Source organism: Micromonospora sp. NPDC049359 (genome assembly GCF_044466585.1).
Classification (GTDB): domain Bacteria; phylum Actinomycetota; class Actinomycetes; order Mycobacteriales; family Micromonosporaceae; genus Micromonospora.
The window spans coordinates 166,700-189,345 of record NZ_JBITMW010000015.1 but is presented as its reverse complement, the minus strand read 5'-3'; the positions used below and the strand labels follow the sequence as shown (position 1 = coordinate 189,345).

21 protein-coding genes are annotated in these 22,646 nt (G+C 73.5%); 8 read left to right on the top strand and 13 right to left on the bottom strand.

Annotated features, from left to right (window positions below):
- Nucleotides 1-116: 116 nt before the first annotated feature.
- Nucleotides 117-422 (top strand): PadR family transcriptional regulator, encoded by a 306-nt coding sequence (locus ACIBTX_RS29140; RefSeq protein ID WP_396833265.1) that lies wholly within the window; start codon nucleotides 117-119, stop codon nucleotides 420-422.
- Nucleotides 419-1,384 (top strand): hypothetical protein, encoded by a 966-nt coding sequence (locus ACIBTX_RS29135; protein WP_357134854.1) that lies wholly within the window; start codon nucleotides 419-421, stop codon nucleotides 1,382-1,384. The genes ACIBTX_RS29140 and ACIBTX_RS29135 overlap by 4 nt, the downstream gene beginning before the upstream one ends.
- Nucleotides 1,385-1,520: 136 nt before the next feature.
- Here the strand turns inward: ACIBTX_RS29135 and mptB (ACIBTX_RS29130) are convergent, their stop codons facing one another.
- On the bottom strand, nucleotides 1,521-3,092 hold the full coding sequence (gene mptB / locus ACIBTX_RS29130) for a polyprenol phosphomannose-dependent alpha 1,6 mannosyltransferase MptB (protein ID WP_396833262.1): 1,572 nt from the start codon (nucleotides 3,090-3,092) through the stop codon (nucleotides 1,521-1,523).
- Nucleotides 3,093-3,116: 24 nt separating this feature from the next.
- Nucleotides 3,117-4,517 carry a polyprenol phosphomannose-dependent alpha 1,6 mannosyltransferase MptB gene (gene mptB, locus ACIBTX_RS29125; protein WP_396833261.1) on the bottom strand — a complete coding sequence of 467 codons (1,401 nt, stop codon included), beginning with the start codon at nucleotides 4,515-4,517 and terminating at the stop codon, nucleotides 3,117-3,119.
- Nucleotides 4,518-4,561: 44 nt separating this feature from the next.
- On the opposite strand from mptB (ACIBTX_RS29125), the gene ACIBTX_RS29120 reads away from it, so the two are divergent.
- Complete coding sequence (locus ACIBTX_RS29120) at nucleotides 4,562-6,145, top strand: hypothetical protein (RefSeq protein WP_396833260.1); 1,584 nt, start codon at nucleotides 4,562-4,564, stop codon at nucleotides 6,143-6,145.
- A 5-nt stretch (nucleotides 6,146-6,150) separates the two neighbouring features.
- Here the strand turns inward: ACIBTX_RS29120 and ACIBTX_RS29115 are convergent, their stop codons facing one another.
- Both ACIBTX_RS29115 and ACIBTX_RS29110 read right to left on the bottom strand, forming a co-directional pair.
- Nucleotides 6,151-9,270, bottom strand: coding sequence for a bifunctional [glutamine synthetase] adenylyltransferase/[glutamine synthetase]-adenylyl-L-tyrosine phosphorylase (locus ACIBTX_RS29115; protein WP_396833259.1), 3,120 nt, complete (start codon nucleotides 9,268-9,270; stop codon nucleotides 6,151-6,153).
- Nucleotides 9,270-10,037 (bottom strand): type 1 glutamine amidotransferase, encoded by a 768-nt coding sequence (locus tag ACIBTX_RS29110; RefSeq protein ID WP_396833258.1) that lies wholly within the window; start codon nucleotides 10,035-10,037, stop codon nucleotides 9,270-9,272. The genes ACIBTX_RS29115 and ACIBTX_RS29110 overlap by 1 nt, the downstream gene beginning before the upstream one ends.
- A 103-nt stretch (nucleotides 10,038-10,140) precedes the next feature.
- On the opposite strand from ACIBTX_RS29110, the gene ACIBTX_RS29105 reads away from it, so the two are divergent.
- Nucleotides 10,141-11,076, top strand: coding sequence for an LD-carboxypeptidase (locus ACIBTX_RS29105; RefSeq protein WP_363661338.1), 936 nt, complete (start codon nucleotides 10,141-10,143; stop codon nucleotides 11,074-11,076).
- 246 nt (nucleotides 11,077-11,322) lie between these two features.
- Here the strand turns inward: ACIBTX_RS29105 and ACIBTX_RS29100 are convergent, their stop codons facing one another.
- Nucleotides 11,323-12,201 (bottom strand): virginiamycin B lyase, encoded by an 879-nt coding sequence (locus tag ACIBTX_RS29100; protein ID WP_357170612.1) that lies wholly within the window; start codon nucleotides 12,199-12,201, stop codon nucleotides 11,323-11,325.
- 178 nt (nucleotides 12,202-12,379) lie between these two features.
- On the opposite strand from ACIBTX_RS29100, the gene ACIBTX_RS29095 reads away from it, so the two are divergent.
- Nucleotides 12,380-12,835 carry a hypothetical protein gene (locus tag ACIBTX_RS29095; protein WP_357170610.1) on the top strand — a complete coding sequence of 152 codons (456 nt, stop codon included), beginning with the start codon at nucleotides 12,380-12,382 and terminating at the stop codon, nucleotides 12,833-12,835.
- 95 nt (nucleotides 12,836-12,930) lie between these two features.
- Here the strand turns inward: ACIBTX_RS29095 and ACIBTX_RS29090 are convergent, their stop codons facing one another.
- Nucleotides 12,931-13,839 carry an oxidoreductase gene (locus tag ACIBTX_RS29090; protein ID WP_357134859.1) on the bottom strand — a complete coding sequence of 303 codons (909 nt, stop codon included), beginning with the start codon at nucleotides 13,837-13,839 and terminating at the stop codon, nucleotides 12,931-12,933.
- A gap of 83 nt (nucleotides 13,840-13,922) precedes the next feature.
- Here ACIBTX_RS29090 and ACIBTX_RS29085 point away from each other — a divergent pair, with 83 nt between their 5' ends.
- Nucleotides 13,923-14,447: a helix-turn-helix domain-containing protein gene (locus tag ACIBTX_RS29085; RefSeq protein WP_357134860.1), complete on the top strand. Its 525-nt coding sequence runs from the start codon at nucleotides 13,923-13,925 to the stop codon at nucleotides 14,445-14,447.
- A 28-nt stretch (nucleotides 14,448-14,475) separates the two neighbouring features.
- Here ACIBTX_RS29085 and ACIBTX_RS29080 read toward each other — a convergent pair whose 3' ends face one another.
- The 4 genes from ACIBTX_RS29080 to glnA form a co-directional block, all read right to left on the bottom strand.
- Nucleotides 14,476-14,853 (bottom strand): VOC family protein, encoded by a 378-nt coding sequence (locus ACIBTX_RS29080; protein WP_357134861.1) that lies wholly within the window; start codon nucleotides 14,851-14,853, stop codon nucleotides 14,476-14,478.
- Nucleotides 14,854-14,980: 127 nt separating this feature from the next.
- Nucleotides 14,981-15,673: a WYL domain-containing protein gene (locus tag ACIBTX_RS29075; protein ID WP_357170608.1), complete on the bottom strand. Its 693-nt coding sequence runs from the start codon at nucleotides 15,671-15,673 to the stop codon at nucleotides 14,981-14,983.
- Between the two features lie 66 nt (nucleotides 15,674-15,739).
- A complete protein-coding gene (locus tag ACIBTX_RS29070; protein ID WP_355051479.1) occupies nucleotides 15,740-16,165 on the bottom strand; it encodes a DUF350 domain-containing protein in 426 nt (141 codons plus the stop codon).
- Nucleotides 16,166-16,265: 100 nt separating this feature from the next.
- The gene (gene glnA / locus ACIBTX_RS29065) at nucleotides 16,266-17,615 is read right to left on the bottom strand and encodes a type I glutamate--ammonia ligase (RefSeq protein ID WP_355051478.1); all 1,350 of its coding nucleotides are present in this window, start codon (nucleotides 17,613-17,615) and stop codon (nucleotides 16,266-16,268) included.
- Nucleotides 17,616-17,852: 237 nt separating this feature from the next.
- Here glnA and ACIBTX_RS29060 point away from each other — a divergent pair, with 237 nt between their 5' ends.
- Both ACIBTX_RS29060 and panB read left to right on the top strand, forming a co-directional pair.
- Nucleotides 17,853-19,610, top strand: a complete 1,758-nt coding sequence (locus ACIBTX_RS29060) for an NAD+ synthase (RefSeq protein ID WP_357134864.1) — start codon at nucleotides 17,853-17,855, stop codon at nucleotides 19,608-19,610.
- Nucleotides 19,611-19,727: 117 nt separating this feature from the next.
- Nucleotides 19,728-20,573: a 3-methyl-2-oxobutanoate hydroxymethyltransferase gene (gene panB / locus ACIBTX_RS29055; RefSeq protein ID WP_357134865.1), complete on the top strand. Its 846-nt coding sequence runs from the start codon at nucleotides 19,728-19,730 to the stop codon at nucleotides 20,571-20,573.
- A gap of 305 nt (nucleotides 20,574-20,878) precedes the next feature.
- Here the strand turns inward: panB and ACIBTX_RS29050 are convergent, their stop codons facing one another.
- The 3 genes from ACIBTX_RS29050 to ACIBTX_RS29040 are packed head-to-tail and all read right to left on the bottom strand — an operon-like array spanning nucleotide 20,879 to nucleotide 22,502.
- The gene (locus ACIBTX_RS29050; RefSeq protein WP_396833257.1) at nucleotides 20,879-21,856 is read right to left on the bottom strand and encodes an NAD(P)-dependent alcohol dehydrogenase; all 978 of its coding nucleotides are present in this window, start codon (nucleotides 21,854-21,856) and stop codon (nucleotides 20,879-20,881) included.
- Nucleotides 21,853-22,050: a helix-turn-helix transcriptional regulator gene (locus ACIBTX_RS29045; protein WP_355051501.1), complete on the bottom strand. Its 198-nt coding sequence runs from the start codon at nucleotides 22,048-22,050 to the stop codon at nucleotides 21,853-21,855. The genes ACIBTX_RS29050 and ACIBTX_RS29045 overlap by 4 nt, the downstream gene beginning before the upstream one ends.
- A 23-nt stretch (nucleotides 22,051-22,073) precedes the next feature.
- On the bottom strand, nucleotides 22,074-22,502 hold the full coding sequence (locus ACIBTX_RS29040) for a hypothetical protein (RefSeq protein WP_357132734.1): 429 nt from the start codon (nucleotides 22,500-22,502) through the stop codon (nucleotides 22,074-22,076).
- Nucleotides 22,503-22,646: the final 144 nt, after the last annotated feature.

The window sequence follows — 22,646 nt, the reverse complement described above, 5'->3', positions numbered from 1 at the left end:
GCTGGATCGGCGGCACCTGCCGGGATCTGGCGTTCGCCGGCCAGCAGGCGGTGGCCGCCACGCAGAGCGGCGGGGTGCTGCGGCTGGACATCCTGACCGCGCTCGCCGTTGAGCCAATGCACGGCTACGGACTGATCGGCGAGGTCGCCGCCCTCTCCGACAACCGCGTGTCGCTGCGCCCCGGAACGCTCTACGGCGCGCTGGACCGGCTGGTCGACGCCGGCCTCGTCGAGGTCGACCGGGAGGAGGTGGTGGACGGTCGACTGCGCCGCTACTACCGCCTCTCCCCCGACGGCGACGCCACCCTCAGCGCCGAGACCGAACGGCTGCGACGCAACGTCGAGGCCGCCACCGCCCGGCTCGCCGCACGGGCCCGTGCCGCCCGACCGACCACCCCACGCCTCGCCGGAGGCCTCGCATGACCGAGATCGAGCGCCGTTACCTCCGGCTCCTCGCCGCGTACCCCGCCGACTACCGGCGGGCCCGGGGCGCCGAGATCGTCGGCACGTACCTGGACCTGGCCGAGCCGGGCCGCCGCTGGCCCACCCCCGCGGACGCCGTGGACCTCCTCCGCGGCGGGCTCCGCCAACGGGTACGCGCCACCGGCGTCACCGACCTGGTCCCCGGGGTACACCTCGCGGCCGCCCTGGCCCTGCTCACCGCCACCACGCTCGCCGGCATGTGGACCGTGCTCGAACTGCGGCCGGCTCTGCCCGGCTTCGGCGAGCCGTCCGCCGGGCCGTTCGTCTCGCTCGGCATCGTGGCGTGGGTCGGTTGGCTCCTCGCCGCGGGTGTGCAGGCGCTGGCACCCAGCCGGTGGCACCGACGCGCGGTCGCGCTCGCGCTGCTTCTCACGGTCGCGCTCGTCCCCGCCGCCGCGCTCACCGGCCTGCCCCGTCCACCGTTGTTCGTGCTGCTCCCGCAGGTCGGGTTGGGTGTGGTCGCGCTCGGCGCGTCCCGCGCGCGGCCGGTGGCGCTGCGGGTGGCGCCATTGCTCGCCGCCGTCGCCGGCCTGGCGGCGGCCGCAAGCCTGACGCCGGGAAGTTTCGCCTGGACCTATCGCGCGGTGAGGGCGATTCTGATGTTGCAGGACACCGCCGTGGCGGTGCTCGCGGTGGCCATGCTGCTCGCGGTGGGACTGGCCGTACGCGGCGACCACCGGGGCGGGTGGGCCCTGCTGATCCTGCTCACCCCCGTGGGTCTGCTGGCCCTGCTACCGCTGGCCGGGGCGGCGGACGGCATGCGGAGCGCGTTCGTCCCGAACTGGACGGCGCTCGCCGCGACGGCTGCCGTGGTCGCGCTGGTCGGCCCCGCGCTGCTACCGGTGGCCCTCGCCGTCCGCGCCCGACTGGCCCGACCCCCCGCGCCGAGCGCCAACCGCTAACCGCACCGCACCGCACCGCACCGCACCGCACCGCACCGCACCAAGATCGTGCTCGATCCTGGATGTAGTGGCCTCGAACGCGCCAGAAGCCACTACATCCATGTTCGAGCGCGATCTTCGCGCATCCGACCGGTGGTCAGGGACGTAGCGAGCGCTCCGGTGCGTGCCGCCACATCCGGAGGAGCAGGAACAGGAGCAGGACGGTCATCGCGAGAGCGCCGGGGGCCTTCGTGAAGCGGGCCAGGTTGGTGCCGTCGGGCAGCGCCAGGAAGGCAGCCACGGCGGCCGGCAGCACGAACCACGTGGTCCGGGCGGCGCTGAGCGCGAGCAGGGCCAGCGGCCAGGTCGCGTACCAGGGGTGGAAGACCGGGGACAGGACGACGGTGGCGACCAGGGCCAGGCCGGCGCCGTGCAGTACCGCTCGGCACCGCGCCGCCCCGGCCGGCAACCCGCCCGATATGGACGGCAACCCGCCCGAAGCGGCTGACAGCGCATCGCGGCCGACCGCCAGCCCGCCCGAGGCGTCCAGCAGCCCGCCTGAGCCAGCCGCCAGCCCGCCCAAATCGGCGGCAACTCGCCGCCACGTGCGCCACCAGAGGGCCACGAGCACGACCGCGAGCAGCACCAACGCGATGGCGCGGGCCACCGGCACGGCCTGCGGGTCCCGCCCGACCACCGCGCCGGCGTAGTCGACGACGAACCCGACGGCGGTGGGCGGCGATGTCCACTGTTCGGAGTCGCCGCTGCGGGTCAACCCACCCACCCAGCCGAATCCGAGGCCGGACAGCGCCGAGGCGACCAGCAGCGCGCCCAGGAGCCCGCCGCCCAGCCACGCGCCGCTGCGGAACACCGTCCGGCCGGACGCTCCCACCAGCGCCGCGAACGGCACCACCACGATTGCGCTGGCCTTCACGGTGACCGCCAGCCCGAGCAGCGCCCCGGCGAGCAGCAGCGCGGGGGGCCGGCCCGGCCAACGGACCGCCACCAGCAGCCCGCACAGCAACAGCCCGAGCATCACGGCGTCGTTGTGCGCGCCGCCCACCAGGTGTACGCCGACCAGTGGCGCGGCCAGCGCCAGCCAGGCCGCCCGCCGGGTCGGCACTCCGGTGGCCCGGGCCAGCGGAGGCAGGCAGAGCGCGGCCAGCAGCAACCCGGCCACGGCGATGACCCGCAGCAGTACGACAGTGCCGGTGAGCCCGCCTCCGACAGTCACCGCGAGCGCCGCGAGCAGCACGAACACCGGGCCGTACGGCGCCGGCGTGTCCCGCCAGATCGGTGCCACCGTCTCCCCCCACGGGCAACCCGAGGCGGCCACCCCGACGGCGTACGGGTCGACACCGTGCGCGTAGGTCCAGCCCTGGCAGGCGTACGAGTAGACGTCCCGGCTGCCCAGGGGCGGCGCGAGCAGCAGCGGCAGCGCCCACAGCCCGGCGGTGACGTACGCCCACCGGCTCGACGGCGCACCGGCGCGCAGTGACCACCAGGCGCCGACGAGCAGCGCGGTGCCGACCAGCCAGCAGGCCAAGGTTGCCGCGCCGCCCGGGGCTCGCCAGATCGACACGGGCGTGACGTTCAGTGGGGCGTCGGGCAGCGCCCCGCCGAGGCACCCGGCCACGGCGAGCAGGACCGCGCCGACCAGGCCGGCGTACCGGGCAAACCGGGCGGCCAGCAGGCCGGAAACCGGCGAAGGCGCGCCGGGAGTGGTCACCGGCGCACCTTCCCCCTGGTCGACCTAGTCGGCGGCGACCGGTTGGCGGGCCGCCCGAGCCGACCGTACCAACCGGATGGCCAGCACGATCACCAACAGCGTCATCAGTGGCGCCCCGACCGTCTTGGTGTAGCGGGGCAGCCCGGTGCCATCGGGCAGCACCAGGAACGACGCCACCAGCGCGACGACGATGAACCATCCGGTACGCCGGGCGGTGGCCGCCAGCACCGCGAGCGGCCAGACCCAGTACCAGGGGTGGAACAGTGGCGCGAGGGCGACCGTGGCGGTCAGCGCCACGGCGGCGTACCACAGCGGCTCCCGCGTGCGGGCCCGCCACCACAGCCACACCAGCAGCACCGCCAGCACCGCGACGCCGACCCCCCGGGTGACGGCGAGCGCGTCGACGTGCCCGCCGAAGGGCACCGCCAGGTAGCCGACGGTCTGCCCGACCGCCGTGGACGGCGACGTCCAGGCGATCACGTCACCGCCGCGGGCCAGCCCACCGACCCAGCCGAAGTCGAGGCCGGCGGCGAAGGTCACCCCGACCACGACGGCGACCGCGCCGCCGACCACCCAGCCGCCGTGGCGGATCAGCGCGCGGATCGAGTACCCGCCGACGATCGCGGCCAGCGCGGCGAACGGCACCACGACCAGCGCCGTCACCTTGATGCCGGCGGCGAGACCGAGCAGCACGCCACCGGCGAGCAGCGGGCCGGGGCGTCCGGGCAGGGAGGCGATCACGGCCAGCCCGGCGACGAGCAGGCCGACCATCAGGGCGTCGTTGTGCGCGCCGGAGACCAGGTGCACGGCGACCAGCGGGCAGGCGAGCGTCAGCCAGACCGCCCGGGAGGCCGGTACGCCCACCCGTCGGGCCAGCACCGGCAGGCTGACCGCCATCAGCGCGACCCCCGCCACGGCGATCAGCCGGAACACCACGATCGCGCCGGTCAGCGAGCCGGTGGCCTTGACCACCGCGCCGGACAGCACCACGAACAGCGGCCCGTAGGGCGCCGGGGTGTCCCGCCAGATGTACGAGATGGTGTCCAGCCAGGGGCAGGGCAGCGCGGAGACACCCTGCTCGTACGGGTTGATCCCGGCGGCGTAGCTGGCGCCCTGGCAGGCGTACGCGTAGACGTCGCGGCTGGCCAGCGGGGGCGCGATCAGCAGCGGCAGCAGCCAGAGCCCGACGGTGACCAGCGCCCAGCGGGTCGACGGCACGTCGTCGCGCAGCGACCACCAGGCGTACGCCAGCAGCCCGGTGCCGACCAGCCAGGCGATGAGCACCAGCGGTCCGTTCGCGCCCTGCCAGATGCTGACCGGGTTGCTGCGCAGGGGCGAGTCGGGCAGGGCGCCGCCCAGGAACGCGGCGACGGCGAGAAGCACCGATCCCGCCAGTCCGGTCCAGCGCGCGAGGTGGTGAGGCACGCCGGACATGCTGCCAGTACGGTTGTCGCGGTACGGAGGTGGGCATGCGGCGCAGTCGGGTGGTGGCGGTGGCCGCCGGTTGCTCCGTCGTGCTCGGCGCGCTCTGGTTGGCCCTGCCGCTGATGGGCTCGGACCTCTCCGCGCAGGTCGCCCGCGCCGACTTCTTCGCCGCCCACGGCCTCACCCCGGTGGATCTGCGCTGGTACGGCGGGGTGCAGCAGTTCGGCTACAGCCTGGTGTCGCAGCCCGTGATGGCGGTGCTCGGTGTGCGGGTGACCGGCGCGCTGGCGCTGGTGGCGTCGGCGACCGCGCTGGCCGCGCTGCTGGTCCGCAGCCTGGTGCCGCGTCCGCTGCTGGGCAGCCTGATCGGCGTGGTCACGCTGGCCGGCAACCTGGTCTCGGGCCGGGTGACGTACGCCCTCGGTGTCGCCTTCGGGCTGGCTGCGCTGGTCGCGCTGACTCGGGGCGTACCCCCGGGTCGTCGTGTCGCGTTGGCCGCGGCCGGCGCGTTGCTGGCCTCGGCGACGAGCCCGGTGGCCGGCCTGTTCGTCGGCCTGGCGGGCGCGGCGCTGCTGCTGGCCCGCCGGTACGCCGACGGGCTGGCGCTCGGCGTCGCGGCGGCCGTGCCGCTGGGCGCGACCGCGGTGCTCTTCGGCGACGGCGGCTGGATGAACATCAGCCGCACCGACACCCTGCGGGCGGTGGTGACGAGCCTGCTGGTGGCGGCGCTGGTGGCGTACCGGCCGGTGCGGTTCGGCGCGCTGCTGGCCGCCGCCGGGGTGCTGGTCGCCGCCGGAGTGCACACGCCGGTGGGGTTGAACGCGACCCGGTTGGCGACGATGTTCGCGCTGCCGGTGCTGGCCGCCGCCGCCCGCCCGCCGGCCTGGCTGTCGACCCGCCTGGCCCGCCGGCCGGCTGTCGGGCCCGTGCCGGCCCGACTGTTGGGTGGGATCGGCCTGGCCGCGCTGCTGGCGGCCGTCTGCGGGTGGCAGCCGCCGGTGGTCCCGGCGGACCTGCGGAGCATCGGCGACCCGACCAGCGCGCCCGGCTATCACGCGCCGCTGCGCGCGTTCCTGGCCGGGCAGCGGCTCACCGGCCGGGTGGAGGTGCCGCCGACCCGCAACTACTGGGAGGCGGCCCGCCTCGGTGAGGTGCCGCTGGCCCGCGGCTGGCTGCGGCAGGCCGACATCGACCGCAACCCGCTCTTCTTCACCACCGTGCCGGGCGCGACCGGCACCGGCGTGCCGCTCACCCCGGCCAGCTACCGGGCCTGGCTGGCGGAGAACGCCGTGCAGTACGTGGCAGTGCCGGACGCCCCGCTGTCCTGGGTGGGGCGGGCCGAGGCGGAACTCGTCGAGGGCGGCCTACCGTACCTGACCCCGGCCTGGTCCGGCCCGCACTGGCGGGTCTGGGCGGTGGCCGACCCGACGCCGCTGGTCGCCGCGCCCGCCGAGCTGGTCCGCGCGGACGGCGCGGCAGTCACCTTCCGGGCCCCGACCGCCGGCCCGGTGGCGGTCCGGGTGCGGCACAGCCGCTGGCTGACCGCGTCCGGCGGCGCGACCGTCGCCGCCGACGGGGACTGGACCAGCGTCACCGTCCCCCGCGCCGGCGACTACACCCTCGGCTGATCTTCCTACCCCTCCAGCACGCGCTGGGCGGCGGCGCGGGAGCGGCGGCCGGTACGCAGGTACTCGTCGAGGAACTCCCCCGGGTCGTCGTGGCCGAGCAGCCGGACCACCCCCGCCAGCTCCACGCCGTGCCGGGGCAGCTGGTCACCCGCCCGGCCCCGGACCAGCATCAGCGCGTTGCGGACCTGCGCGGCCAGGGACCAGCCGGCGGCCATCTCCGCGGCGTCCGCCGCATCGATCAGGCCGGCCCGCTCGGCCGCCGCGAGGGCATCGAGGGTACGCGTGCCGCGCAGCTCCGGGATCGCGCCCGCGTGTCGGAGCTGGACGAGCTGGACCGCCCACTCGACGTCGGCCAGCCCGCCCCGGCCCAGCTTCGTGTGGGTGGCCGGGTCGGCCCCGCGCGGCAGCCGCTCGGTCTCCACCCGGGCCTTGATCCGACGGATCTCGACGACCTGCTCGCGGGTCAACCCGTCGGCCGGGTAGCGCACCGGCTCGATCATCGCCTCGAACTCGGCGCCCAGGTCGGCGTCACCGCAGACGAACCGGGCGCGCAGCAGCGCCTGCGCCTCCCACACCCGGGACCAGCGGGCGTAGTACTGGGCGTACGCGGCGAGGCTGCGCACCAGCGGACCCTGCCGGCCCTCGGGGCGCAGATCGGCGTCGACACCCAACGGCGGGTCGGGCGCGGGTACGCCGAGCAGTCGACGCAGCTCCTCCGCGATGGTGTGCGCGGCCGCGCTGGCGGCGCTCTCGCTGCTGCCGGCGGGCGGGTCGTAGACGAAGAGCACGTCGGCGTCGGAGAGGTAGTTCGACTCGTACCCGCCGAGGCGGCCCATTCCGATCACCGCGAACCGCAGTCCGTCCGGGGCCGGTTGGCTGGCCCGCGCGGCCCGCAGCGCTGCGGCGAGGGTGGCGTCGGTGACGTCGGCGAGCGCCGTACCGACCTCGGTGATGTCGGCCAGGCCGGGTGACGGCCGCGTCGTGCCGTCCGCCCGGGTCGGGGTGGGTGCGAGCGCGCCGGCCCGGCAGAGCACGTCCGCGCAGGCCACCCGGACCAGCTCCCGGCGGCGCAGCGCCCGCACCGCGCGGGTCGCCTCGACCGGGTCGGTGTGCCGGGCCGCCGCCGCGAGGAAGCCGTCACGCAGCACCGGACGCGGACGCGGCGACAACTCGTTCTCCTCGGCGAGCAGCCGCAGCGCCTCCGGATCCCGGGCGAGCAGGTCGGCGACGTACCGGGACAGGGCCAGCACCCGGGCCAGCCGGCGGGCGACGGGACCGCCGTCCCGCAGCAGGCGCAGGTACCAGGGGGTGCTGCCCAGCTTGTCGGAGACCTTGCGGTAGTTGAGCAGCCCCCGGTCCGGCTCCGGCGCGTCCGCGAACTCGCTCAGCAGCACCGGCAGCAGGGTGCGCTGGATGGCCGCCGTACGACTCACCCCGCCGGTGAGCGCCTGGAGGTGACGCAGCGCCCCGGCCGGGTCGGCGAAGCCGAGGATCTCCAACCGGTGCCGGGCCGCCTCCGGGGTGAGCCGCAGCCCGTCGGCGGGTACCCGGGCCACCGACTCCAGCAGCGGCCGGTAGAGCAGTTTGGCGTGCAGCCGTCGTACCTCGGTGGCGTGGGTGACCCAGTCGGCCCGGAAGCTCTCGACGGCGCTGCGGCCCGGCGTGGCCACGAAACCCAGCGCGGCGGCCAGCCAACGCAGCGCCCCCGGCTCGGTGGGCACGGTGTGCGTACGGCGCAGGGCCTGGAGTTGGAGCCGGTGCTCGACGGCGCGCAGGAAGCGGTAGCCGCGCAGCAGCGACTCCCCGTCGGCGCGGCCGACGTAGCCACCGGCGACGAGCGCGCGCAGCGCCGGAATGGTGCCGGGCGCCCGCAGGGTCTCGTCGCCGCGGCCGTGCACGAGTTGCAGGAGCTGAACGGCGAACTCGATGTCGCGCAGCCCGCCCGGACCGCGCTTGATCTCGCGTTCCAGCTCCTTCGGCGGGATGTTGTCGATGATCCGGCGGCGCATCGCGCGGACGTCCTCGACCGCCTCGGGGCGTTCGGCGGCGCTCCACACCAGCGGCGCGAGCTGGTCGATCCACTCTTGGGCCAGCGGCAGGTCCCCGGCGGCCGGGCGGGCCTTGAGCAGCGCCTGGAACTCCCAGGTGCGTGCCCACCGGCGGTAGTAGGCGAGGTGGCTGGCGAGGGTACGCACCAGCGGGCCACGACTGCCCTCGGGCCGCAGGGCGGCGTCCACCGGCCAGGCGACCATCCCGCAGACGGAGATCAGCCGGGTCGCCACCTGGGTCGCGGCGGGCAGGTCGGCGTCCTCGGCGGCCACGAAGATCACGTCCACGTCGGAGACGTAGTTCAGCTCGCCGCCGCCGCACTTGCCCATCGCCACCACGGCCAGCCGGGGCCGCTCGGTGCCCGCCGCCAACTCGGCGACGGCGATCTCGTACGCGGCCGCGAGGGTCGCGTCGGCCAGCGCGGACAGCGCCGCCATGGTCTGCTCCAGGGCCCGGCCGCCGGTGAGGTCGGCCGCCGCGATCCGCAGCAGGGAGAGCCGGTACGCGGCACGCAGCACCGCCACCGGGTTCCCGTCGCCGGCCGGCTCCAGCCGACCGTCGGCGATCGGCGCGAGCCCGTCCGGTGCGGTACGCAGCGTCAGACAGTGCTCGGGATTCGCCACCAGATGGTCGCCGAGCGCCGACGACGCGCCCAGCACGGCGATCAGCCGACGCCGCAGCCCGGGGTCGGCGTGCAGCTCCGCGAGCAGCGGCGAGCTGGCGTTGGTGCCGGCGGTGCTACCGCCACCGGCGGCGCTGGTGCCGGCGGCGCTGGTGCCGGCGGCGCTGGTGCCGGCGGCGCTGGTGCCGGCGGCGCTGGTGCCGGCGGCGCTGGTTCGGCTCTCCGCCTCGACGATGCGGTGCAGTTGGCGCAGCGCCAGGTCCGGGTCGGCGGCCCGGGACAGCGCGGCGAGCAGCTCCCCGGCCGCGTCGTCGACCGGCTCCTGCTCCTCCGGCTGCCAGAGACCCAGCCCGTCCGGGCCGAGCAGGTCCGCGGCGCGTGCGCCGCCGTCGCCCTCGGCGGTGCCGAAGCCGTACCTGGCGAGCCGGCCCGATGCCCTGGTCGGCCGGCCCATCAGTGCCCGAGCAGCGGCAGGCCGCGCCGGATCGTGCTGTCGTCCAACTCGCCGAGGGCCAGCGCGGCGAACCGGGCGGCGAACGGCTGCCAGACCTCCTCGACGTCCACCATCACCGAGTCGCAGGCCGCCACCACCAGCTCCGGGTCGTAGCCCAACTCGGCGAGCAGGGTCGAGTCGGTGGCCCAGTCGGCGATCATCGCGGTGTCGCACTCGATGTGGAACTGCAACCCCCAGGCCCGGTCGCCGAGCCGAAACGCCTGGTGCGGATAGCGGGTGGAGGCCGCCAGCAGGGTGGCGCCCCGGGGCAGTTCGGTGATCTCGTCGGAGTGCCACTGGAGCACGTCCGGGATCAGCGGCACGTACCGGAACAGCGGGTCCTGCTCGGCCGCGTCGCGCCGGCCCACCACACCGGGGCCGATCTCCGGCCCGGACGGGCTCCGCTCCACCAGCCCGGCATGCGCCGTGGCGAGCAGCTGCGCGCCCAGGCAGACAGCCAGGGTCGGCACGCGGTACCGGACCGCCTTGCGCAGCAGCCCCTCCACGGCCGGGAACCAGGGCGCCCCGGGGGAACCGTCCGGCAGCGGATACGCCTGCTGGTCGCCACCCAGCACCACCAGTGCCGCGTACCCCTCAAGGTCGGCGGGAAGTTCCTCACCGGCGTGCGGGCGGACCACCCACAAATCCAGCCCTGCCTCGGTCAGCCACTCACCCAACCGGCGCGCGTCGTCCGTCGGGTCGTTCTCGATCACCAGCGCGGTTGCCACCCGTCGAGGCTAGCGGGTGCGGCGCGCTCCGCCACGCCCCGGCACGGGTCGGTGCCACCGGCTGGCGGCCGTCGTGTCGGCGCGGTGGCTAGGCTCTCCGGTTGTGATCAACGAGGACTCCACCGTCGTCCGCCCGCCCGTGCTGCGCCCGGGTGACACGGTGCTGCTCGTCTCGCCGTCCGGGCCGACCTCGCCGGAGCGGGTGGCCCGGGGCGTGGAGCTGCTCACCGGCTGGGGCCTGCGCCCGATACCGGCCCCGAACGCGTACGCCCGCCACGGCTACCTCGCCGGCACCGACGACCTGCGGGCCGCCGACCTGAACGCGGCGTTCGCCGACCCCCAGATCCGTGGGGTGATCTGCACCCGGGGCGGCTACGGCGCCCAGCGGATCGTCGACGCCATCGACATGGCGGCCGTGCGCCGCGACCCGAAGGTGGTGGCCGGCTTCTCGGACATCACCGCGTTGCAGCTCGCCCTGTGGCGGGGCGCCCGACTGGCCGGGGTACACGGCCCCGGAGCGGCCTGGCGGGACGAGCGGACGCCGCTGCGCTCCGCCGAGTCCCTGCACGCGGCGCTGATGACCACCGAGCCGGTGACCGTTCAGGCGGTCCCCACCGAGGAGACCTTCGACGTACGCGTCCCCGGCCGCGCCACCGGCACCCTGCTCGGCGGCAACCTGTGCCTGCTCGTCGCGTCGATCGGCACACCGGACCTGCCCGACCTGACCGGCGCGGTGCTGTTGATCGAGGACGTGCAGGAGCCTCCGTACAAGGTCGACCGAATGCTCACCCAGCTCCGCCGGGCCGGTGCGCTGGACGGGCTGGCCGGGGTGGCGGTCGGGCAGTTCACCGACTGCGGCGACGGCTGGGACACCACGATCGTCGACGTGCTCACCGAACGCCTCGGCGACCTGGGCGTACCGGTCCTCGGCGGCCTCCCCATCGGCCACGGCCACAACCAGCTGACCGTCCCGGTAGGCACCGAAGCACGACTGGACACCGAAACCAACACCCTGAAGGTCACCCCCGCAGTCCAATAACCCCAACCCCAACCCGACCCCGCCCCGCCCCGACCCGGCCCCGCGCCCGGCCCCGACCCAACCCGGCCCGGCCCAGCCCCGGCCCCGACCTCGTTGATCAAGAGGTTTGCGTCAGTTCCGGGCCGGATTCTGACGCAAACCTCTTGATCAACGAAGCCAGGGGGCCGGGGCCGGGAGGCCAGGGGGCCGGGAGGCCAGGGGGCCGGACGCCCGGGGGCCGGGGGCCGGGGGTCGGAGGGGTATGGGTCAGGGGGTCAGGTGGGCTAGTGCGCCGGTTTCCAGGGCTGCCCACACTCCATCCGGGGTGTGGACGACGCCGTGTGGTTCCGACTGCGGGGTCGGTAGGGCGTAGCTCTCGAATCGTCCATTCGGATCGAGGTGGCCGATCCGGTTGGCGCCCCACTCGGTGAACCAGGCCCCACCCGCTGGGTCGGCCACGATCGCGTGCGGGCGCGCGGCCCGGTCCGGCAGTGGGAACTCGACGATCACGCCATCAACGTCGATCCGGCCGACCTGGCCGGCGGTGATTTCCACGAACCAGATGGCGCCGTCCGCGCCCAGGGCGATGCCGACCGGCCCGGCGTCCGCGGTGGGCAAAGGGTACAGCCTCACCGTGCCGTCGAGGGCGATCCGGCCGATCGCGTTCGCGCGGTTGAGGGTGAACCAGAGGGCGTGGTCCGCGCCGGCGGTGATCATCGAGGGGAACCCGCCGGTGACCGGCAGCGGAAAGGCGGTCGCCGTGCCGTCGGTGGTTACCCGGCCGATCGTGTCGGAGGTCATCCCCGCGTACCAGAGTGCCCCGTCGGGTCCGGCCGCGATGCCACCCGGCCCGGTACCGGCCGGCAGGGCGACCGTGCGCTGCTCGCCGTCGACGGTGATCCGACCGATCCGGTCATCACCGGAGCGGGTGAACCAGAGCGCACCGTCCGGACCCGTCGTGATGATCAACGGACGGCCGCCGGCTGGCTCCAGCGAATGGGTTCGGACCGAGCCGTCGGGGTCCAGGCGGGCGATGCCACCGCCGTGGACCAGCGTCAGCCACAGCGCGCCGTCGGGCCCGACCGTGATGCCGTACGGGCCGGCGTCCGGCTCGACGAGTGCGATCTCCCGGATCTCGACTCTCATCCCGGCGTACGTCCCTTCGTTGGCGGTGGACCGACCCTGACCGCCCGACAAGCGACGACACAACCGATTTCCGCCTTCGATTGTCAGCTCGCTGACAGGTTCGCCACGGGTCGCGCCCAGGCTCACCCGTCACTGTCGGTGACGACATCACGTACCACCTAGCTTTCTGGAGGAGAGCATGTCCCGCACCATCAGTAGGAAGCACATGCTGGCCGGCCTGGCCGCCGCCGGCATCCTCGGCGTCGGGATCGCGGCCCCGACGATCGCCTTCGCCGCCGATTCGCCGTCGCCGAGCGCCAGCACCGCCCCGGCGCCCGGAGCCAAGGCCGACCGGCAGGGTCAGTTCGCCGAGGATCTGGCCAAGGAGCTGGGCGTGCCGACCGACAAGGTGACCGCCGCGCTGGAGAAGATCCGCGAGCAGCACCGGCCAGCCGACCGGCCGCAGCGCCACTCCGCCGAGGATCGCAAGGCCGCGCTCAAGGAGCGGCTGGACCAGGCGGTCAAGGACGGCAAACTCACCCAGGAGCAGGCCGACGCCATCACCAAGGCCGTGGAGGCCGGCGTCTTCCCCGGTCCGGGCGGCCACCGCGGCCTGGGCGGCCACGGCGCACCGGCAGGTACGCCCGGCCAGTAACCCGGCGGAACCAGGGCCGCCCCGGTAGGCCCCCGGCCGGCCCTGGTCCTCCGGTCAGACCAGGTCCGGCCTCCTGGGGCGGGCCGCAGGAATCGTCAGTGCGCAGCTTCGGCACGCAAGGGGTAGGCGACGCCTGTCGCCACTTCGGACATCTCCCACAGTCGACGTCGGGTGGCCGGGTCGTAGGCGCCTTTCGGGGCCCGCTGCGGTTTCGGGGCGCCCTTGAACTGGCCGGGGCCACCCGGCCCGTAGTACTCGCCGCCGGCGGCCCGCGGGTCGGTCGCCGCCCGGAGTACGGGCAGCGCACCGGCCTGGGCAGACTGGGTGAACAGCCACCCAATCGTCGCGTTGGCGATGCGGAAGCCTGGCGATGCGTCACGAAACAGGCTGGTGCGTGCTCCACCGGGGTGGGCCGCGAGGCTGATCGTCGATGAGTCGGACGCGGCGAGTCGATGCTGCAGTTCGAACGCGAACAGCAGATTCGCGAGTTTTGCGGCGTTGTAGGCCTTGGCTGGCCGGTACCCGTCGAGGTTCCTGGGGTCGAGGTGCGTGACGGACCCGGCGGCGGCCCCCTTGCTGCTGACCGTGACGATCCGCCCGGCCGGTGACCGCTCAAGCATGTCGAGGAGGAGACCGGTCAACGCGAAGTGGCCGAGGTGGTTGACGCCAAACTGAGACTCGAAGCCGTCCTGGGTACGCCGTGCGGGCTGCCACCACAGGCCGGCGTTGTTGATCAGGATGTCGAGTCGCTCGAAGCGCTGGTGGAGGTCGCTTGCCGCCTGCCGCACGGCTTGGAGGCTGGCGAGTTCGAGGGCGAGGACGCTGCCTCTGCCGGGTAACGCGCGCAGGGTGTCCGCACCGCGTGCCGCGTTGCGAGCGCCGATCACCACGTGGGCTCCCTGAGCGCTCAAGGCCATTGCCGTTTCCAGGCCGATTCCGGCGGTAGCTCCGGTCACCAACGCGGTGGTGCCGTCGAGCCGGGGTATGTCGCGCGCACTCCACACGGCGTCTCCTATAATCGGAACGGTCGCCCCGTTTCAACTATACGGAACGGCCGCCCCGCTTGTCGACAGGCCGGAGGATCCTCATGCGTGCCGATGCTCGCCGCAATCGCCAGAGCGTCCTGAACGCCGCCTACGAGAGCCTGGCCGCCGAGGGCCTGGACGTGCCCATCGACGAGATCGCCCGTCGCGCGGGCGTCGGCGCCGGCACCGTGTATCGGCACTTTCCGACCAAGGAGTCGCTCATCGAGGCCGTAGTGCTCGACCGGCTCCACGCCCTGACCGACAAGGCCCGTTCCGGCATCGACTTCGCCGAGTTCTTCACCGTCATGGTGGAGGCCTGCCGCACCAATCGCGCCATCGCGGACGCGCTGGACCGCGGTGGATACCACATACCCGCCGACGCGGACGCCGCCCTCAACGCCGCCTTCGCCGACCTCCTGCACGAGGCGCAGCAACGCGGAACCATCCGGCCGGACGTCACTCCCGACGACATTCAAGCCCTCGTGATCGGCTGCGCCGCGACCGCGCGGCACCGTGGCAGCAGCGCCCTCGTTCAGATCGTCGTCGCCGGCCTACGCGATCAGGGCCTCAGCCCGGCCCGGACCTGAGCTTCAGTCCGGGCCAGCCGAGAAGTGATCAGCTCTGTCGGGGCGGGGGCGCGAACACGCCCAGGCGGTTGCCGACCGGGTCGATCAGCTGGGCCAACGTGAGCCCGGTGGGCGTGGTCCGGGCCGGCACCACCACCTGGGCGCCGGCCGCCTCGGCCCGCCGACAGGTCTCCTCGACGTCGGCCACCTCGGCGTAGAGGATCGCGTAGTTCGGCGACGTGCCGCCGGTCGCCCGGATTCCGCCGCCGATCCCGGTGTCGCCACCGGCCCCGGTCACCCGGTAGGAACCGCCGTCGGCCGAGCCCTCCTCGTTGAAGGTCCAGCCGAACAGCTCGCCATAGAAGCGCTCCGCCTCCTCCGGCCGGTCGGTGCCGATCTCGAACCACGTGATGGGCGTCGCGGACATACTGCCTCCAGGTCTTCGCGTTTCCGGCCGTCCGGCCGTCTCCCGGAGGAGTCTCGACGTCGTTCGCGACACCGTCCTGTCGGTGTTTCCCGATCACCCGGCCGGGTGGGCCACCCGGACCGCGCGCTCAGACCAGACTCAGCGCGCGGACCCGCTCGTGGGGGATGTCCAGGTCCTCCGGACGGAGGTCCCGGAGCACCACCTCTGGCAGGGCCTCGACCTCGCGGATCCGGTCGGTGCGGAAACATCGCACCTCGGCGCGCAGGCGGCACCAGGCCACCAGGTACCAGTGGTGGGAGTTGCCGAGGTAGCCCAGCGGCTCGACGTCCCGCAGCGAGTCGACGCCGGCGCGGTCGTCGTACCGGATGCGCAGCACCCGCCGCGCGGTGACCGCGTGGGCGACGGTGGCCGGGACGGGCGTGGCCGGCCCGTCGCCGACCAGGTGCACCCGGCCGGCGAGCCGGTGCGCCTCGGCGGCGTCGGCGGCCGGCAGCACCGCCAGCAGCTTGCGCAGCGCGGTGGCACCCGGCCCGGCGAACGGCGAGCCGGCGAGCCGGTGCAGCGCCACCGCCATCGCGACCGCCTCGGCGGCGGTCAGGTTGACCGGCGGCAGGGTGTGGGCGCGGTCCAGGACGTAGCCGCCGGTACGCCCCGACTCGGCCCAGATCGGCACCCCGGCCTGCTGGAGCGCGCCGATGTCCCGCTCGATGGTCCGGCTGCTCACCTCGAAGCGCAGAGCCAGCCAGCGCGCGCTGCGCGGCCGTGGCGACACCGCCCGCAGCTCCTCGACCAGGGCGTAGAGGCGGTCCGTACGGTTCATGCCCGGCACGCTACGACCGGGGTACGACGCCCGCACTCAGGCCGTGCGGGCTCAGGCCGTGCGGGCTCAGGCGATGCAGGCGCAGACGATCAGCGCGGCACCGAAGTGCGTGGCGGCGCTGACCCGGGCCGCCGGGTGCGGCTCGGACGAGCAGATGACCTCACCGAGCTTGCCCGGGGTGAGCAGGTCCAGCACGAAGAAGGCCAGCGCCATGATGGCCAGCCCGACCAGACCGAAGACCACGGTCGAGGCGAGCCCCTTGGCGAAGTCGCTGTAGCTGGTCAGGATCGCGGTGAAGACGATGCCGGCGATGCCGAGCTGGTTGGCGGCGAGCAGCAGCCCCGCGTTGGTGTTGCGCTCGACCCAGATCAGCTCGCGCAACCGCCCCGGGGTCAGCAGGTCGACGAGCCCGAACCCGGCCGCCATGAGCCCGACGCCCACGATCCCGAACACGACGCTCTGCCAGGCACCGCTGAGCAGGTCCTCCAGCACCGACTGCCTCCCGACTCTCCGCCCGGAAGGGGTACCGGCGCGGTGATCGAGACGATAGCCGCAGCGGGCAAGCGCGTCAGCCCCGCGCCGATGCCCTGCCCTAGAGCGCCAGGTAACGCTGCCGCTCGTACGGGGTGACCTCGCGGCGGTACTGCTCCCACTCGGCCCGCTTGTTGCGCAGGAAGAAGTCGAAGACGTGCTCGCCCAGCACCTCGGCGACCAGTTCGGACTCGGCCATCACGTCGATCGCCTCGGCCAGGTTCTCCGGCAGCGCCTCGTACCCCATGGCGCGGCGCTCGGCGCTGCTCAGCGACCAGACGTCGTCCTCGGCGCCCGGCGGCAGCTCGTAGCCCTCCTCGATGCCCTTGAGGCCCGCGCCGAGCAGCACCGCGAAGGCGAGGTACGGGTTGGTGGCCGAGTCCAGCGAGCGGACCTCGACCCGGGCCGAGTTCGGCTTGCCGTACGCGGGCACCCGGACCAGCGCGGAGCGGTTCAGGTGACCCCAGCAGACGTACGCCGGGCTCTCGGTGATCCGGTCCGGCAGCGCCTGCGGGAAGAGCCGCTTGTACGAGTTGACCCACTGGTTGGTGACCGCCGTGTACTCCCGGGCGTGCATCAGCAGGCCGGCGATGAAGGACTTCGCCACCTTGGAGAGCTTCATCGGGTCGCCACCGTCGTGGAAGGCGTTGCGCTCGCCCTCGAACAGCGACAGGTGGGTGTGCATGCCGCTGCCGGGCTGGTCGGTGAACGGCTTCGGCATGAAGCTGGCCTGCACGCCGGTGGAGAGCGCGACCTCCTTGACCACGTGCCGGAAGGTCATGATGTTGTCGGCGGTGGTCAGCGCGTCGGCGTAGCGCAGATCGATCTCCTGCTGGCCGGGCGCGACCTCGTGGTGGCTGAACTCCACCGAGATGCCGATCCGCTCCAGCGCCAGCACGCCCTGGCGACGGAAGTCGCGGGCCACGGCGTGGGTGGTGTGCTCGAAGTAGCCGCCGGTGTCCACCGGGGTGGGCACCGAGCCGTCCTGCGGGCCGTTCTCCAGCAGGAAGAACTCGATCTCGGGGTGGGTGTAGAAGGTGAAGCCCTTCTCGGCAGCCTTGGACAGCGCGCGGCGCAGCACGTGCCGCGGGTCGGCCCAGGACGGCCCGCCGTCGGGCAGCAGGATGTCGCAGAACATCCGGGCGCTCTCGCCGCTGACCCCACCCTCGAACGGGAAGACCTGGAAGGTGGTCGGGTCGGGCATCGCGACCATGTCCGATTCGAAGACGCGCGCGAAGCCCTCGATCGCCGAGCCGTCGAAGCCGATGCCCTCCTCGAAGGCCGCTTCCAACTCCGCGGGCGCCACCGAGACGCTCTTGAGCGTGCCCAGCACGTCCGTGAACCACAGCCGGACGAACCGGATGTCCCGCTCTTCCAGCGTACGGAGGACGAACTCCTGCTGACGGTCCACTTCCCCAACCCCTCGCGACACTCTTTGTCCGCCTTGGCCGGGCTGCGCCCGACCTGACCGCCCAGTGTTCCCGGGCCTGGTTACGCAGACGTTACGCGAACCGCCGCCGCCCGTCCCCTCGCGTCCCGCCCGGCGAGCGGTACCGATGCGGCACGCCGGCCGCGCGGCGTCCGCACGTGGCCGCCGTCTCGTCCGAGGGTACGGATTGCTCGGCCGAAGCTGAGGCAAGATGAGGACATGCCCACCCTGCGTCTCGCCCTGTCACAGGTCAACCCGAGCGTCGGCGACCTCGCCGGCAACGCCGACCTGGTCCGCAACTGGACCCGCCAGGCCGCCAACGCCGGCGCCCAGTTGGTGCTCTTCCCGGAGATGATGTTGACCGGCTACCCGGTCGAGGACCTGGTCTTCCGGCGGTCCTTCGTCGCCGCGTCCCAGGCCGCCCTGCGGCAGCTCGCGGCCGACCTCGCCGGGGACGGTCTCGGTGACCTGCCGGTCGTCGTCGGCTACCTGGACGCCGACGGCCCGCCGCAGGTCAGTGGGGACGCCGAGCCGGGGCGGGGCGCGCGCAACGCCGCCGCGCTGCTGCACCGCGGCGAGGTGGTCGCCCGCTACTTCAAGCACCACCTGCCCAACTACGGCGTCTTCGACGAGGACCGCTACTTCGTCTCCGGCGAGGAGCTGACCGTCGTGCGGATCGGCGGGGTGGACGTCGCGCTGACCATCTGCGAGGACCTGTGGCAGGCCGGCGGGCCGTTCGCCGCCGCCCGGCAGGCCGGCGTCGGCCTCGTGGTCAACATCAACGGCTCGCCGTACGAGTTGAACAAGGACGACATCCGGCTGCCGCTGGTCCGCCGCCGGGCGGCCGAGGCGAACGCCACCATCGCGTACGTCAACATGATCGGCGGCCAGGACGAGCTGGTCTTCGAGGGCGACTCGATGATCGTCGCCGCCAACGGCGACCTGCTCACCCGCGCCCCACAGTTCGTCGAGCACCTGCTCGTGCACGACGTCGAGCTGCCGGCCGCCACGACGACCCCGGGCGGCGAGAGCGTCGCCGACGGCATGCGGGTGTCGTACCACGCGGTGGAGGCGGCCCCGCCCGCGCCGTCCGGCCCGGCCGTCACCGGCGGGCTGATCGAGCCGGTCGCCGACGAGGCCGAGGTCTGGCACGCGCTGGTGCTGGGCCTGCGCGACTACGTCAACAAGAACCGGTTCGCCTCGGTGGTGCTCGGACTCTCCGGTGGCATCGACTCAGCGGTGGTGGCCGCCATCGCCGTCGACGCGCTCGGCCCGGACCGGGTGGTCGGCGTGTCACTGCCCAGCCAGCACTCCTCCGAGCACTCTCGGGAGGACGCCGCCGACCTGGCCAAGCGCACCGGGCTCGACTACCGCGTCGAGCCGATCCAGCCGATGGTGGACGCCTTCCTGGCGAACCTGTCGCTGTCCGGGATCGCCGTGGAGAACCTCCAGGCCCGGGTACGCGGGGTCATCCTGATGGCGCTGTCGAACCAGGAGGGCCACCTGGTGTTGACCACCGGCAACAAGAGCGAGCTGGCGGTCGGCTACTCCACCCTGTACGGCGACTCGGTCGGCGGCTTCAACCCGATCAAGGACGTCTGGAAGACGCTGGTGTGGCGTCTGGCGAAGTGGCGCAACGCGGACGCGGCCCGTCGCGGCGAGACCGCCCCCATCCCGGAGAACTCGATCGGCAAGCCGCCGAGCGCCGAGTTGAGCCCGGGCCAGCTCGACAGCGACTCCCTGCCCGACTACGACGTGCTGGACCCGATCCTCATCGGCTACGTCGACGGCGACCTGGGCCGCGACGGGCTGGTCGAGTCGGGCCACGACCCGGCCGTGGTCGACAAGGTGCTGCGACTGGTGGATACCGCCGAGTACAAGCGACGCCAGTCCGCGCCGGGCACGAAGATCTCCATGAAGGCGTTCGGCCGGGACCGTCGACTGCCGATCACGAACCGGTGGCGCGAGCACGGCTGATGTCCCGCGCCTCCGGAGTGACATCTTCCACTGGGCCCTGCCGCCAGGCTGTCGCGCGGTGCGACGATCGGCGAAGCCCGGGGACCGCGCAGGCGGCCTCGAGGAAGGGAGACAGTCATGATCGAGTCCACTCCGCACGAGGTGACCGCGCTGTACGGCGGACCGGCCACCCGTCGGGTCCGCACCCGCGACCTGATCGCCGCGAAGGAGCGCGGCGAACGGTGGCCGATGCTCACCTCGTACGACCAGTACACGGCGGGGATCTTCGACCGGGCCGGCGTACCGGTGCTGCTGGTCGGTGATTCGGCGGCGAACAACGTCTTCGGCTACGAGACGACCCTGCCGATCACCGCCGACGACCTGTTGCCGCTGGTACGGGCCGTGGTGCGCTCGACCCGGCAGACCCTGGTCGTCGGTGACCTGCCGTTCGGCTCGTACGAGGAGGGCCCGGCCCAGGCGCTGCGCACCGCCGTCCGGTTCATGAAGGAGGGCGGCTGCCACGCGGTGAAGCTGGAGGGCGGCCGGCGCTGTGCCGCGCAGATCGCCGCGATCGTCGGCGCCGGCATCCCCGTGATGGCGCACATCGGCTTCACCCCGCAGAGCGAACACACCCTGGGCGGCTACCGGGTGCAGGGGCGGGGCGACACGGCCGACGAGGTGCTCGCGGACGCGCGGGCGGTGGCCGAGGCCGGCGCGTTCGCGGTGGTGCTGGAGATGGTGCCGGGCGTGGTGGCCAAGCAGATCACCCACGAGCTGTCCATCCCCACCGTCGGCATCGGCGCCGGCCCGGACACCGACGCCCAGGTGCTCGTCTGGCAGGACATGGCCGGTCTGCGCACCGGCAAGGCGCCACGCTTCGTGAAGCGGTACGCGGACCTCGCGGACGTCCTCACCGACGCCACCCGGCGCTTCGCCGAGGAGGTCCGGGGCGGCGAGTTCCCGGCCGCCGAGCACACCTTCTAGGGGCTGTTTCATAAGGGCGGTCGAGCCGAGGCGGAGTCCGGGCGGCGATCCGGCAAGACGCGGTGGCGTCCGGATACCGGTGTTATATCCGGACGCCACCGCAACGCCGCCGGTCGTCGTCCGGGCCCGCCGCAGGCCGGCCAGCTCTTATGAAACAGGCCCTAGCCGTATAGTGGCCTGGGTTGGCGGGGGTGGGTTGCGCCCACCCCCGTCATCCGGCCGCTGTCCGCCCAGCCGAGAACGACGGTCCGAGCGCGGGTCACGGTCGGTGCGGGCCCCGGTTGGCGGTCGCGGCGGCCACCGCGTCACACGGTGACGACGACCTTCCCCGCCGGGTGCCCGTGCCGGAGGTGGCGGATCGCGTCCGCCGCCTGGGCCAGCGGATAGGTGCGGTCGACCGCCGGGGTGAGCGCCCCCGATTCGATGAGGTTCCCCAGCTCGCTCAGGTCCCTGGTGCGCTCGACCGCGCTCACGCTACGCAGGCGTTGACCGACGAACAGGGACAGCAGCGGCGCGCGGAACATCTGCCGGTCGTAGCCGCTGAGCACGGGGCCCTTGGTGTACGCGCCGCCGACCAGCGCCAGTGTCCCGTGTGGGGTGAGGGCGCGGCGCAGCAGGGAGACCGGCCGATCGCCGCCGGTGTCGATGACCACGTCGTAGATTGGGCCACGGCTGTCGACCTCCTCGCTGGTGTAGTCGAGGGTGTCGTCGGCGCCGAGGCCGCGTACGAACGCGGCCCTGGCCGGCGCGCAGACGGCGGTGACGGTCGCCCCGTACGCCTTGGCGATCTGTACGGCGTGTGACCCGACGCCGCCGGATGCGCCGATGACCAGCACGCGCTGCCCTGGGCGTACCGCGCCGCTGTCGCGGACCGCACGCAGCGCCGTCATCCCGGAGACCGGCGCGGCGGCGGCCTGCGCGAACGACAGGTTGGCCGGTTTGCGGGCCAGCCGCTGCTCCGGCGCGCTCGCGAACTCGGCGTACGAGCCGCGCGGACAGGTGCCGAACACCTCGTCGCCGGGCCGGAACCGGGTCACCCGAGCACCGACCGCGACCACCACCCCGGCCAGGTCCCGCCCGCGCACCGGCACCCGGGGCCGGCGCGGCCCTGCGGCCAGCCGCGCCAGGTAGGGGCGACCGGTCATGAAGATCCACACCCCGGGGTCGACCCCGGCGGCGCGGACCTGCACGAGGACCTCCTCGTCGTTCACGGCGGGTTGGTCGATGTCGCGGAGGTGGAGCACGTCGGCCGGGCCGTAGCTGTCCTGGACGATGGCCTTCACGGTGTCGCCTCCTCGGGGTACTGGAACACGTCGTCGAGACGTGCGTCGAACAAGCGCGCGATCTTGAACGCCATCTCCAGCGACGGCGAGTAACGACTCTGCTCGATGGCGATGACGGTCTGTCGGGTCACGCCGATCCGCTCGGCGAGCTCGGCCTGGGTCATCTCGCCGTGCGCGAAGCGCAGCGCGCGGATGTTGTTCGTGACGCGGGTCGGCTTCACCACTGCGGGACACCCTTGCGGTAGACGATCACCTTCGCCAGGGCGCCAACCGCCGCCGACAGGACGAAGCACAGGTAGATGACGTTCGCGATCCAGAACCAGTCCCATTCGGCCAACGCCATCAGCATCGCCGACACCGCGCCGATGGCCACGAACGCCTGACCGACGTGGTCACCGAGCCGTCCGATCTCCCGGTCCCGGACGTCCTTGGCACGGGAGGCGCCCGGGTTCAGCACACCCATCCCGATCTCGGCCACGATGCTCGCGACGACGGCCCCGCCGATGGTCCACAACAGCACCCCGGCGTACGGCGTGGCGGTGAGCGGACCACCGTCGGCCCGGTTCAGGACCACGGCCGCGTAGGCGGCGTAGCCCACCACACTGACCACCAGCATGATCCAGGCGCGTTTCTCCTCGTGCGTCACGACCGCCTCCTGCTGTAAAGAATTCTTGACATGCTCATAGTATGGCGTCTTTGACATCATGTCTAGAAAGCTTTACATCGGCGTCGTGCGCCCCCGATCGGGCCGCGAGGTCACCCTCATTGATCATGGTGACTGGTTTTGTCG